At 44.0% G+C, this 12,952-nt stretch carries 9 protein-coding genes; 2 read left to right on the top strand and 7 right to left on the bottom strand.

Annotation, left to right across the window (positions count from 1 at the left end; translation table 11 throughout):
- The first annotated feature begins 11 nt into the window (after nucleotides 1-11).
- Nucleotides 12-3,401: a type VI secretion system membrane subunit TssM gene (gene tssM / locus R7O13_RS02045; RefSeq protein WP_318302841.1), complete on the top strand. Its 3,390-nt coding sequence runs from the start codon at nucleotides 12-14 to the stop codon at nucleotides 3,399-3,401.
- A 31-nt stretch (nucleotides 3,402-3,432) separates the two neighbouring features.
- A complete protein-coding gene (locus tag R7O13_RS02040) occupies nucleotides 3,433-3,885 on the top strand; it encodes an Lrp/AsnC family transcriptional regulator (RefSeq protein ID WP_005373369.1) in 453 nt (150 codons plus the stop codon).
- A 54-nt stretch (nucleotides 3,886-3,939) separates the two neighbouring features.
- Here R7O13_RS02040 and tssG read toward each other — a convergent pair whose 3' ends face one another.
- From tssG to R7O13_RS02005, 7 genes are all read right to left on the bottom strand, one after another.
- Nucleotides 3,940-4,938, bottom strand: a complete 999-nt coding sequence (tssG, locus tag R7O13_RS02035; RefSeq protein ID WP_005373373.1) for a type VI secretion system baseplate subunit TssG — start codon at nucleotides 4,936-4,938, stop codon at nucleotides 3,940-3,942.
- Complete coding sequence (gene tssF, locus R7O13_RS02030; protein WP_017633756.1) at nucleotides 4,935-6,683, bottom strand: type VI secretion system baseplate subunit TssF; 1,749 nt, start codon at nucleotides 6,681-6,683, stop codon at nucleotides 4,935-4,937. The genes tssG and tssF overlap by 4 nt, the downstream gene beginning before the upstream one ends.
- Nucleotides 6,684-6,693: 10 nt before the next feature.
- Nucleotides 6,694-7,104: a type VI secretion system baseplate subunit TssE gene (gene tssE / locus R7O13_RS02025; protein WP_005373376.1), complete on the bottom strand. Its 411-nt coding sequence runs from the start codon at nucleotides 7,102-7,104 to the stop codon at nucleotides 6,694-6,696.
- A gap of 61 nt (nucleotides 7,105-7,165) precedes the next feature.
- Nucleotides 7,166-8,641: a type VI secretion system contractile sheath large subunit gene (gene tssC / locus R7O13_RS02020; protein WP_005373378.1), complete on the bottom strand. Its 1,476-nt coding sequence runs from the start codon at nucleotides 8,639-8,641 to the stop codon at nucleotides 7,166-7,168.
- Between the two features lie 8 nt (nucleotides 8,642-8,649).
- Nucleotides 8,650-9,156, bottom strand: a complete 507-nt coding sequence (tssB, locus tag R7O13_RS02015) for a type VI secretion system contractile sheath small subunit (RefSeq protein WP_005373381.1) — start codon at nucleotides 9,154-9,156, stop codon at nucleotides 8,650-8,652.
- 26 nt (nucleotides 9,157-9,182) lie between these two features.
- Nucleotides 9,183-10,757 (bottom strand): type VI secretion system protein TssA, encoded by a 1,575-nt coding sequence (gene tssA / locus R7O13_RS02010; RefSeq protein WP_318302839.1) that lies wholly within the window; start codon nucleotides 10,755-10,757, stop codon nucleotides 9,183-9,185.
- Nucleotides 10,744-12,744: a serine/threonine protein kinase gene (locus R7O13_RS02005; RefSeq protein ID WP_318302838.1), complete on the bottom strand. Its 2,001-nt coding sequence runs from the start codon at nucleotides 12,742-12,744 to the stop codon at nucleotides 10,744-10,746. The genes tssA and R7O13_RS02005 overlap by 14 nt, the downstream gene beginning before the upstream one ends.
- Nucleotides 12,745-12,952 lie beyond the last annotated feature (208 nt).

Raw genomic sequence — 12,952 nt, 5'->3', positions numbered from 1 at the left:
GTTTTAGGCTTATGTTCAAACAAAAACTGTTTAGAAATCCAGTGGTGATTTCTACTATATTGATGTTTTTAGTGGCTGCAATTATCACCACTATTTATCTGCTTTTTCTTGACGAAATCGATCAACTTTATCTTTGGCTGACCCTTGGTGCTATCGCCATTGTTTACGTCACTTTTCAATTCACATTATGGTTGAAGAAAAAGAACAACGCTAAAGCTCAACATTTGGAAACCGAGGAAGAAGCACTTTCTATGGTTATCCAGCCTCTTCTTGCTAACTCAGGCAAGAAACCAATTTACCTGATGCTTGGTAATAAAGGGTCAGGGCGACGTCAATTTTTATTTAATTCTAGTGCAATCAAACCGATGGATCGCACTAGAACCGCTAAGAATGACTTTTTTGAATGGTACGAATCTGACAGCGCTGTATACATCAAACCAGACCAACGCTTAGTGTTCCAGGAAGTATCAAGCAGTGATGCTTCTTTATGGAATACGTTCATTGAAGAAGTTATTCATCATCGACCTCGAAAGCCATTTTCTGGGTGTCTATTCTTCACCGATTTCGAGTTCATGATCGTCTCTGAGCCAGAGCAAAAAGAGTACACCATTTCGTCGTTATTGGCGCGCTTGAGTACCATCAACTCTAAAACGTCTTCAGCATTGCCAATCTATTTGATTATGTCAAAGCTAGACAAGTTAGATGGCTTTAAAGAATACATGCACTTTAGCTCTCTCAAGACACGTGTTGAGTTCCTCTCTATCCCTCTAAAAGAAGCCAAGGGTGTATTTGCAGAGTACTACCGCGATAGCTATCGAAATCTAGTGAGAGTGCTTGAAAGTAATGCGCTAGATGCATCCGCTAATTCAACGGACATTGATGAGAAACAAGCAATACTCGCTTTCCCTAAGCAGTTTGAGCTATGTCAGTCTGAAGTCAGCTATGTGCTTGAGCGTCTATGTGATGTTAACAACGGTGTCTATTCACTAGACATCCGTGAGATTTTCTTTAGTTCGAGTCTGCAAGGCGGTCGCAAGTACAATTTACTTGCAAAAAGTTGTAGTAATTACTTCAACTTACCTATTATCGCGTCAGAGCATACTCAGTTAACAGAAACGCCTTATTTCTCTCGCTTTCTGATTGATTCACAAATATTGCCGGAAAGCGACTTTGCGGGCGAAAACAAGACGTATCTTCGTCTAATTCAGAGACAAAGCCGTTTGGCAATACTCGGCTCTATTATCCTGCTTACTGGGGGCAGTTACTTCTTTTTCACGACATTAGACCGTAACTTACATGTGATGAATCAACTCTTGAGTATCGATGACAAATCACAAGTGGAGCAAGATGCAAGATTCAATGAGCTTTTAGCGAAGGCGACGAAAGCAATAGAGCCTTCTTATGGGGCGTGGCTTAAAGGTTCTAAGGCTTTGGATGAAGAGATATTACCACTCAACATTAGCCGTTTGGATCAAAGCACTCGCATCGCATACGAAGCATTACTTAAGGACGTTGCTCAACAGTTGATACCTCTCATTGAGAAAGGTTACCGTCTACAACTGACACAAAATCAAAACACTTTTACACGCGCTTTACCTCTATTGAAGGGGTATCTAATGCTAAACGATCCAACAAAGCGTGATATCCGTTTTTTGCGTCATCAAACTCTCCAAATGATGAACGACTTGAGCAACCAAAGTGACGTCGTCAATCAGGCGATGCGCTATTTGGACGCTTACTTTCGCACGCAGTTTGAGCCAATTGATATCAATATGGATCTTGTTCGCGCAACACGTCGCTCATTGCTAGCAAATTCGAATGTTGATCTCGTTTATGCAGGCATTTTAAACGAAGCAAATTCGATTGATTTAGGAACCCTAGATCTGCAACGAGCTGTGGGTTTTGAGTTTAGCAATGTATTCAACACACCAATCGATAGTGAACGCTTGATCGTAGATAAGATCTATACCTCCACTGGTTTTAGCACTTTTTATCGACCACGCGTGGACCTAATGTCACAACAAGTCATCAGTGACAACTGGGTTTTAGGTCTGTCACAACACGTTATTCCTACTAGTGAAGAACAAGAAGCCTTCAAAGAGGAAGTACGTAAAAAATATACTGACGACTACATCAGTAATTGGCGCAATGCGCTGAGTGAACTAAAAGTCCAGAACTATGACAATGTCGGCGACCTAACGAACGCGATAGACTTAATCTCGGGCCCTTCTTCACCAATGACAACCGTACTGAAGCAGGTCTATGCCAACACACAATTTTCACCCGTTGGTGAAAAAAATGCTCTGATTTCAAAGCTAGACCCGAAACTCGTGGCAGCGGCAGACTCCGCATCAGACGCAGTAGAGGAAGTAGTTAAGCCTGATTACTTGTTGATGAAACGTGTTGAACAAGCTTTTCACTTATTAAACCAACTTCAGGTCAGTGAAACACCAAACTCCCCTACTCCTTGGGATGAGACCGTAGCAGCGTTAAGCCGTGTTCGCACATATATGAAAGACATTGCTGATGCACCTGACCCGCAAATGGCGGCGCTAGCGGCAGCTCAGCATCGAATGAACAGCAGTGAAGCTGACCCATTAATCAAACTTAAACAGATTGCCCAAAAATCACCGGAACCCGTTCGTAGCTGGTTGTTAGATGTGGTTCAACAAAGCTGGTCAGTCATGATTAAAGAGTCCGCTAAAGGCATTCAAACCCAATGGTACAGCGAGATTTACACCAAGTTTAAAGAGATAGGGCTAGGACGATACCCATTTGATCTAACAGCGACCGAGGAAATCTCAATTGAAGATTTTGAATTACTGTTTGCTTCCGGTGGTTTGTTAGACACATTTATTCAGAAAAATTTTGCACCGTTCTACGATACCAATTTGTGGACGCCAAAACAGGTGGATGGCGAGACGATGCCAATCTCTCCGGCTCTGTTAGTGCAACTGCGTAACTATAACGTTATTCGAGACACATTAATTAATAAAAGCACTAACCGCGTTCATATTCCGTTTAGTGCAAGAGTACTCGATCTTGATTCTAGTGCGATTAGAGCGAGCTTAAAAATTGCAGATACCAATATAAGTTACTACCACGGTCCAAGCCGCATTCGTGAAATGGCATGGCCACCGCAAAATGGTGACTTCAATATTAGTATCACACTCCAGGATGTAACCGATGAAGGCAGACAGCACGTTTTAAATAAGAGTGGTCAATGGGCGATATACAGATTGCTAGGTGACTCGACCTTGACAAACACTCATAACGGCAGCTTTGTCAGTGACATAAAAGTGTCAGGGAGGGACTTGAGCTTACGCATCACTCCGTTGACACAGAAAAACCCATTCACTCTTGCTGAGCTGTATAACTTTACGCTCCCAGAGTCGATTTAATAACAATATAAAAACAAAATAGGCAGAACACATGATTTCAAACATGACTTTACAAGGTTTAGATAAATTAGATCGAAAAATACTTTCAAGTCTATTGTCGAATGGGCGAGAGTCGATTGCGAATCTATCCCGAAACATTGGTTTGTCTCGAACAGCAGTAGCAGAAAGAATTAATCGTTTAGAAAAGACCGGTATTATTAAAGGCTATACCGCACAGATTCGTGTAGAAAATGAAGGGCGAAAAGCCGCTAGTTATCTACTGATCTCTTGTGAAAAGGGTAAGAAGAATGATGTAACGAATGCACTTAAAGAAATCCCTGAGGTTCGCTTAACGAGCGTTGTTGGTGGCAACTTTGATATTATTGCCCTAATTGAAGCGCCCGACCTGCAGTCTATTCATCATCTTTGTAATGAAATTGAATCATTTAACGGCATTCAAAGGCTTGATACTACCGTTGTACTGCATCAGCCGATCAGTCGTTAAGCTTTTCTGACCTCTTTGAGGAAAACATAAAGGGCCGCTCGTTGAGCGGCTTTCTTATATGCTTCCGATAAGTCGAATTTTGGCGTCTTTATCCCCTGGGTTGCCTAGCCAGAACGTTTGACCTAGTTGGTTCCCTTCTCCATTACCCAGTTTGTTTTCTGGAATACTGTCTAGGTTAACTGTCAACTTTAGGTCCCACGACATTGGGTCACGCAGAATAAAGCGCATCAAGCCCACCAGCGTCTTATGTAACTCACCATCGTAGGAAAACTGCTTAAACGTTTCAAAATCAATGTTGTCGATACACAAGTTAAACTTGCCGTTCAAATCCGCAATGCTTTGTCCCAAGTGTAAGCTTTGCCCCAATACACAATTGGAACGATTGAGTTTGTTACGCTGGCTTTCAGCGATTTCTACACGTCTATAAACCCATTCTTCGATTCGCACATTCGGCAGTGAAAAGTAGTGCGAAACAATACCGGAAATAAGCTTAGGTGAACGTGTACGCGTAGATAACTGGTTCACGTAAGACAGAACTTTCGCTCGATCTAACTCCGCGACTTCACAATCTTGCATAACACTAGAGAGACCAGCCAAATGCAGTATGCGCCCAGAAAACGCATCGCTTGCCCCGCTTTTGTACTGCACGTGATATCGGTATTTCTTCCAAACACGATACAGTAAGCTTGTATAGCGGTTGTGGAAAAAGTCGAAGAAATCCTTCACTGGGTTATCATCGGGATCACGACCGACGAGTTTCTCAGTGTAAGACGCAGGCAGGGGCGAGCTTGAACCATGCAAGCCAAGAAAGTTCGTCTCAATACGTGAATATTGCTGTCCGTTTCTTTCCATATGAGTAATAAAGTCCATATCACTCTTTGGAAAGCACAGGTTTGGCGACACGCTGAACTCAATTCGCTCTTGATGGAAGTATTTGTTCTCGCCCACGGCAACAAAATTTGAGTTTGGCTCCAACTGGTAGTGTTTCTCTAACAGCAACACCGCTTGGTAGAAACTAAACTCATTCGACTTATCAGAAAGTGTGTTAATCATAGTATCGTCTGCTGCCCGATTAGGCTTGCCCAGTTGTAAACCTCGCCCGTCGCTTCATCGAACACCTCTAGTTCGGTAAAGGAGTTCACACTCGAATACAAACGGATAAATTCATTCAATACCGTGGCCATAAGGAACATATCGCCTTCATTTACGAAGAACTTAGAGTCCGTCACGAGCTTGAATTGGTTACCACGCACAGATACACCACGAAATACGCGATCGATTGGTTTCATCTCTGAAGAAATAATGCCATCAAGTCGATGAATCGACGCGCGGTGGGCTTGTCTATCAACACGAGAATGGAAGTCGTAAGTCGAGAGCAACACTTTCAACACATCGATATTCGCTAAAGACAAGTAGTTAAGCGACATATTGGCAATCAACTGCCATTGAAGTTCACCATTAACCTGAGGACTTACTGACTGTGTTGGCTTAGTAATGTTTTTAAACGTCGCATACGTTGGCGATTTGTGCGTCGCGTAAGTGATGTCTCCTACTGACAGGCGCTCCGCTAAGTCCGCGTTACTGCATTGCAGTTTCATCAATACTGTTTCAGTCCCTAAATCCGCAATGTCACCATTGTGAGTATGGAATGAGATATAGCGCTCTAACCCTCTTCCGCTTACTCGCTCGCCCACTTTGGATTTGTAGAACTCTCGCTTATCACGCTGGTTGATTTGGTGCTCAAACGATTCAAATTCAATCAGTGGTTTTCGGCGACGCTCGTCTTTACTCCAGCTCTCCACTTGCTCAATGGAATAAACCTCGTAATGCTCTTGAGTGTTACTTTGTGGACGCACCTTGTACTCGTTTCGTCGATGCTCTAAACGGATTGGATCGCCGTCTTTTTCAAACAAGTTAACCGCAGGTGTGCAGTGCAACCTTAAGTGTTTATCTTTAAGTACCACTTCTGAAGGCAAAGCACGCTTAAAGTGGAATTTGATTTTGACCGTGCTGCGTTGCGGAATGCCTTTTAGCCACTCTAAGCCTTTAATGTCGAAGAACATGAACTTATCTGGCAAAGAGAAGAATTCTTGCAGCAAACGGTAGCCTGCAAAGGAATTTTTGCTGTAAGGCAACAGCGCCTCGTCCTCTTCATGCCCGACTGGCTTAACGTACTCTGGCCCTAAACGATGTTTGTAGCCACCACCAACATCCAACTCGACGTAATCTAGATAACGGAACAGCCATAAGAAGACAGTGCGAGTAATATGAATCTCACCATGCAGGTGCAAACGCAACGTATCTAAACCGATACGAGACAGCTCAAGGCCATGCTCCGTCGATAACGTCACATCAATCATCGAGCTGGTGCGGCTGTTAGTTTGTTCGATGTTAGTAATCGTAATTGGGTATAGATTGACGTCATAACAAGTACGGAACAAACACTGCGTGCCTTCTACCTGCTCGCTGGCCATTTCCGCACCACGTTTCACCACGGTTTTCTCAGTAACACTTCCGGTATGCGGTTTTAGTTCGCTAATACACAAAGACGGAATCGAACGCATGTAATGTGGCCACAGCAAAGTCATCAGAGATTGCGTTAGCTCAGGAAGTTCATCGTCAATCTTTTCGCGGATGCGTCCGGTCAAAAAAGCAAAACCCTCCAGCAATCGTTCGACATCTGGATCAAAAGTTCCTTCAGAGAGAAAGTGAGTTAACTTCGGATGATATTTGGCAAACTCACTACCCGACTCGCGTAAATACGTGAGTTCATCTTGAAAGTATTTACTGTTACTCAAGTGGCACCTACTAAACGTTAAATTGGCCGTCGGTTCCCATGTAGACATCGATCGACATTGGGACTTTACCGCCGTTATGGGAAACTTCGCCGCGAATACCAAAGCCGAGTTGTAATGGATTATGGTGGTCTTCACGGTAATGAACCTCGACATTCAGCAGTCGGGGCTCAAAGCGTTCTATGGTTGACGTGATGTTTTTTTGAATATGGCGAACGAGGTTTGTGTTGTTAGAAAGTACGTCGTTAAAATCTGGCAGACCATACTCATTGTCGATCATTGCGTTGCCGGAGTGCGTATTCAACAAGTCAGCAAGATGCGAGTGAATGGATTCAATCAAATGCTTATGAGACACCACTTTCTCGTAGCAGTTTTTTGGTTCTCCTAGCTCGATCCGCTCTAAAAGACGGTAACCTTTTTCCATGTGCGGTCCTACGAAAAAAGCAGCCAGTCTTCACTGGCTGCTTGATGGTTTCAGTAATGGGTTATTGGTCTAGCTTACCAACTAGAGACAAGTCGAAGCTTGCGCCCATGTACTTGAAGTGAGGACGTACAGACATCGATACTTTGTACCAGCCTGGATCGCCTTCTACGTCAGATACTTCAACCTTCGCAGCACGAAGCGGACGGCGACCACGAACTTCCGCTGGCGGGTTCTCTTGGTCAGAAACGTATTGACGAATCCACTTGTTCAGTTCGATTTCTAGGTCAGAACGCTCTTTCCAAGAACCAATTTGCTCACGCTGTAGCACTTTGATGTAGTGCGCTAAACGGTTGATAATGAACATGTAAGGAAGCTGAGTACCTAACTTGTAGTTCATCTCAGCTTGTTTGCCTTCCGGCGTATTCGCAAACACTTTTGGTTTTTGAACAGAGTTTGCAGAGAAGAACGCCGCGTTGTCAGAACCTTTACGCATGGTTAGCGCAATGAAGCCTTCTTCCGCTAGCTCGTACTCACGACGGTCAGAAACCAGGATCTCGGTTGGGATCTTAGTCTCGATTTGACCCATAGCTTCAAAGTTGTAAACCGGTAGATCTTGTACAGTACCACCGCTTTGAGGACCAATAATGTTCGGACACCAACGGTACTTAGCAAATGATTCACTGATCTTAGACGCCATCGCGTACGCTGAGTTACCCCATAGGTAATTATCATGGCTGTCTGTCACTTGCTCATCGTAGTCAAACGCCTTGATTGGGTTATCTTCAACAGAGTAAGGCGTACGTAGCATAAAGCGAGACGTACATAGACCTAGGTAACGTGCATCTTCGTGCTCACGCAGACCACGCCATTTCGCGTACTGTGGACCTTCAAATACAGACTTCAGATCTTTTAGGTTTGGCAGCTCTTCGTAGCTGTCTAGGCCAAAGAATTTAGCCGATGCAGACGTGATGAATGGTGCGTGAGACATTGCACCTACGTTCGCCATGTATTCCATCAGTTTGATGTCAGGCGACGAGGCAGACATAGCGTAATCACAAATGACGGCGCCAACAGGTTTACCACCGAACTGGCCGTATTCACGTGTGTAGATCTGCTTGTACAGGCCAGACTTCACCACCTCTGGCGCGTCTTCGAAGTCATCAAGAACTTCGTCTTTCTTCGCAGAGATCAGTTCGATTTGAATGTTCTCGCGGAAGTCAGTGTGATCAACCAGGTACTTAAGGCCACGCCACGTTGATTCAATCGCTTGAACTTCTTCGTTGTGAAGAATTGCATCAACTTGCTTAGACAATTTTTGGTCGATTTCAGAGATCATCAGATCAACCAGAGATTGGTCGACTTTCTCTGTGTTCGAACTGCTTAGTAGCTCACTGATGAATGCTTCTACGCCGCGTTTTGCAACGTCAAAACCTTCATCACTTGGCTTTAAACGTGTTTCGTTAAGAATGCTATCCAGAAGTGAGCCTGATTCAACTAAGGCTGCTTCTTGTTCTGGCGCTTGTGCTTCTGCAGACATGATATCCCTTACTCTTCTTTCGCGTCTTGGTCGTTGCCAATGCTTAGTTCATCCAACAGTTTCTTTCTCGCTTCTTCATCTTGAAGAACCGATGCGATCTTCTTACGGAACGCAGGCACGTTTCCTAGAGGACCTTTAAGTGCAACCAAGGCTTCGCGAAGCTCAAGTAGGCTGTTTAGTTCAGGTACACTTTTCGCGATCGCTTCAGGAGAGAAGTCCTTCATGTTTTGGAAGGTCAGATCAACACCAATCTGGCCGCCTTCTTCATCAGAAAGACGGTTTTCAACGTTGACTTTAACGTTTGGAGACATGCCCTCTAGCACTTCGTTAAAGTTGTCTTTGTCGATGTTAATTGGAGTACGTTCTTCAATTGGTGTCTCATCTGCACGCGCAGTAAAGTCGCCAACTACCATCATGCTTAGCGGCAGCTCTACGTCTTCTTGCGTATCGCCAGTTGCTGGAACATAACGGATATTAATTCGCTCTTTAGGAGCCACCGAGCCGTCACGTGACATAATTCGTTCCTTATCTAACTCTTTAATTAGTCGTAAATTGCTTTCCACTCTTCATACTTCTCAGGTAGAAGATCCTTGCTTCCAAATAACCGATGGAGTGTTTTTCGAATTAGGTCTTCTAACTGTGACGATAAGTGGGGTTCCCAGCTCGCGAGATTAAACGCTTTTTGTACTTCCCACCCCTTCTCAAGATACGGCAAACACAACGGGTATAATCCAACAGACTGGTAAGCTGCTATCAATTGTAAATACAGCATGAACTGCCCACGTCCCGAGCTATCCAGCTCAAGTTTTCGGGCAAGCTCTGCGGCACATTCCCCTAGATTTTCTAGAGTGATATCCTCCATTGGCAGCGAGTCTTCCTGCGAAATCACAACCGTTTGAACAACGGGTTGAGAAATCGAAGAAGTAGTATCTTGAGTCGATAACCAGCTCAAGGTCGCTTCATCTGCAAATGGTATAGAATTCTTAAATGAGAGGTGCTCGATGCCCTCTAGCGAGTAAACAAAACGCGTCACTTCTTGTTTCACAGCAAGCGCTGCATCATCAAAACCCAAGTTATTAAGCATCGAATACACGAAGTAATGGCCCGTCAGCCAAAACGGCGCATCCGTTAATGTGCGCTCCAAACGCTTAATGGTGTCGATGTCGCTTTCTTGGTCAGCTTTATCTCGGTATTCCGCTTGTTGATCGGACGACACTGCCAAGCTCAAAGGCGTTTGATTGTTTTGGTGGTCGGGTAGACCATCAATGTCATCCCAAGTCAGATGACGATAAATCCGGTAAGCCAGCGGATCACTTGGGTTCGCATGAAGCATGACTTCTGCAACCTTCTTCAAGGTGCGCTTAGAAGCCGTCGGCGAAGAGAAGTCCGTATCGACATCGACTTCTTTTGCTACCGCTTTCTTAACTGGCGCAGGTTTAGGGGCCGGCGGAACCGCCTTCACCGGCGCGGTTTGCACTTCATTCTGCGCTGGCGTTTCTTCGACAGCAGGCTGCGTAGCTGGTGCAGGCGCCGCTTGTTCGACGTTAACGACTGCTTCATCGCTCTGCTCATCAGCCGCCGCTTGTTGAGATAAGACATTGAGTTGAGTGCGAATCTCAAAGAAATCCGCTTCTGAGTCTTGGTAAACCTCGTCGTACTGGCGCTGCACTTCTTCAATAGTCGAAATGCAGTTTGATACCAAATCCCATGACTGAGCACTTTCCGCTAACTTGCTGCTGACCAGATTAAACTGATGGTTCAACCATTCGACCGCGCCATCTCGACCCCGCTTTCGGGAAGGATACAATTCAACGCCAAAGCGACTTAACGCCTCACTAAGCAGCTTTAGACCTTGTTCAAAGCCTTGCAGACCAAACTCTTCTGTTAGCGCGCGAACGAGGTAACAAATGGCTTTTAAGTCTTTACTGTGGTGCTCTAGAACTTCAGTCGCGTGCGTTTTTACTACGCTCCAATCTACTGTTTCGCCAAACAAGGAACCGAATTTCTTCACTTCGGATTCCATCATTTCATAGCAAAACTCGTAACGGGCATCGTTACCCACTGGAGATTCATCAGAAATAGGATTAAGCAGACGATCGATATCAATGTTGGACAAAATTCACGTCTCCTTCAGTCAAGTAATCTCTCAACGCACGCGCTACCGCAATTGCGCCATTTGCTGGCTTAGATAACCGATGGCTCTGCTCTATCGCATCCGACGCCATGCTATCTAGAATTTTCGTGATTTCTGTAAATTTGCTTGGTGCATTCCGTTCTAAATCGGCAAGGGATTCATGTAGCTTTTGTTTGTCGTAAACGGATTGCTCCATCACGGTGCTAAACAAAATAAATTCGCTTCTTGCGACGATTAAATCCTTTATTTTTTTGTCTAGTTCTGGCGTATTACCGAAGTAGGCTTTGGCTAATTCAGCTTCTTCAATTGCTTTGGTGTAAAAGTGCGCCTCTGCATGTTTATCGATGGAGTCATTAATATTTTCCATCACAGCCTTTGGTAAGATTTGGTTGTAGAAATAGGCTTGTGACTGGTTTAATAACCATGCCTCTTTCATTTCATTTTCTGCGAGCTTAGCTTCACCATCTAAAATTAAGCGAGCAATCTGCTTATCTCGACTGCCAGCTATGGCAGATACTTTCATGGAATCGATAGACGCGACATTTAATCCAGACATCACTTTAGTCAACGCCTCATCCGCATATGGAAACAGGGCACCGTCACGAACAAGGGTTTCTCGCAAGGTGACAAGCTCCTTACGTAATTCGACTAATGCCATTGGTAAGCCATCCGCTAACGATTGATACGACGTTAACTGAGCCTGTTTTTCTTCATATAAATTCGAGAGGCTTAACTGCTGAGTTTGATATGCTGTTCGATAAGCTTCTGTCATATCAATACTCTGAGTAGCTTGAGACAGTTCTTCTTTGATTTTCCATGGAGGCTGAGCCAAAAAAGAAGCCGTTTCAGAGGGCGTAATAACGTGAGTTACAGGAGCAACTCCTTGGGAAAAAATGGCATCCAATTGATCTTTATTCTGTTGATATAAATAACTTCCTGCTGTTGCCAGCACACTCAACACTAAGCTCGCCTCTAATATTTTAAAGCGACCATACGCCGTTTTATCATTTGGCTTACAGTGTGTAAGCAGCAAGTCCGCGTTACGCAAGCTACTGAAAATTGGTGCGTTAGAATTTGAGCTAATTGATTGCGTATCGATTCGCGCTAACTGTTGAGCAAAAGAAATAGCGGTATAGCCATGCCCTCTTGGTTTGTTGATGACTTCTTTCAGCAATTTCCAAATATGAACCGGGATCAAAGCCGGACGCTTTCGGTCTTTTAACTGCTTATTCCAAGCATCACCAAATATTGATCCTAAAAATAGATGTCCAGCGAGCAAAGCGAGAGAGTAAACATCATCTTGCGGTTCCGCGATGCCAGTTTCTATATAAAGAGGGGAAGCGTAGCTCAAGCTTGCTTCTGCGTAAGGTTCTGTCTCTCCAATGTAACGAGCAGCGCCGAAATCAATGAGCTTAACGTAATCACCTTCACTCACTAATACGTTAGATGGTTTAATATCAAGATGGCAGATACCTCTTGTATGCATAAACTCTAGAGCGCCAGCGAGTTGATACACCAACCAAGCGATGTGGTCGTGGCGGAAGCCTTTAGAAGAATGACGCTCCATTTTTTCTGCCAGTGATTCACCTTGGATCCACTCGTACATCAAATATGGGCGTTCGAATTCGTTGCCGATTTTTACAAAGTTAGCCACGCTAGGGTGTTGAGAAAGCTCCAGCCTGCTCGCTTCGTTAATCAACATTTTGCTCGCAAATTCTGGCGAGTCATCATTGATAACTTTGCAACAGATTTGCTTCTCTGGCTGCCCTTTTTTTGCAAGATGGTAAACCGTTGTCTTACCATTTCTAGAAGGAAGCTTGTCTAATACATCAAACTGTGAAAAAAGCACGTACTCAAGCTTCGGCTTATTTTTTTCTGCTAGCCTTTGCTCATTCAGTTTCTTTTTCTCAATAGCTTTAACAACCAACTGATCGATATATCCTTTGGCTGTACTCTGATTATTAGACACTTAGTACTCTTTCATAGAATAAATATTATTAGAGTTGAATAATATTTTCTTGAACGTACTTGTATCAAGGTTGGTATTTAAAACAAACAGTAAGCCTATTATTTTAGTTATTATTACTAACTTATTAGACCTTTTTACTTACGCTTTCACTGCATGAGTTATACGCTTTTTCGTGTTACAAACTTCAACCTAATAATATGAGTATATT

Source organism: Vibrio sp. Y176 (assembly GCF_033438945.1).
Note: the sequence above shows the minus strand (reverse complement) of the source record. Positions and strands in the feature narration are given on the sequence as shown.

Coding starts and splice junctions, on each gene's coding strand:
- R7O13_RS02040 (WP_005373369.1), top strand. CDS start 3,433: ATGATTTCAAACATGACTTTACAAGGTTTAGATAAATTAGATCGAAAA.
- tssE (WP_005373376.1), bottom strand. CDS start 7,104: ATGGAAAAAGGTTACCGTCTTTTAGAGCGGATCGAGCTAGGAGAACCA.
- tssM (WP_318302841.1), top strand. CDS start 12: ATGTTCAAACAAAAACTGTTTAGAAATCCAGTGGTGATTTCTACTATA.
- tssC (WP_005373378.1), bottom strand. CDS start 8,641: ATGTCTGCAGAAGCACAAGCGCCAGAACAAGAAGCAGCCTTAGTTGAA.
- tssG (WP_005373373.1), bottom strand. CDS start 4,938: ATGATTAACACACTTTCTGATAAGTCGAATGAGTTTAGTTTCTACCAA.
- tssB (WP_005373381.1), bottom strand. CDS start 9,156: ATGTCACGTGACGGCTCGGTGGCTCCTAAAGAGCGAATTAATATCCGT.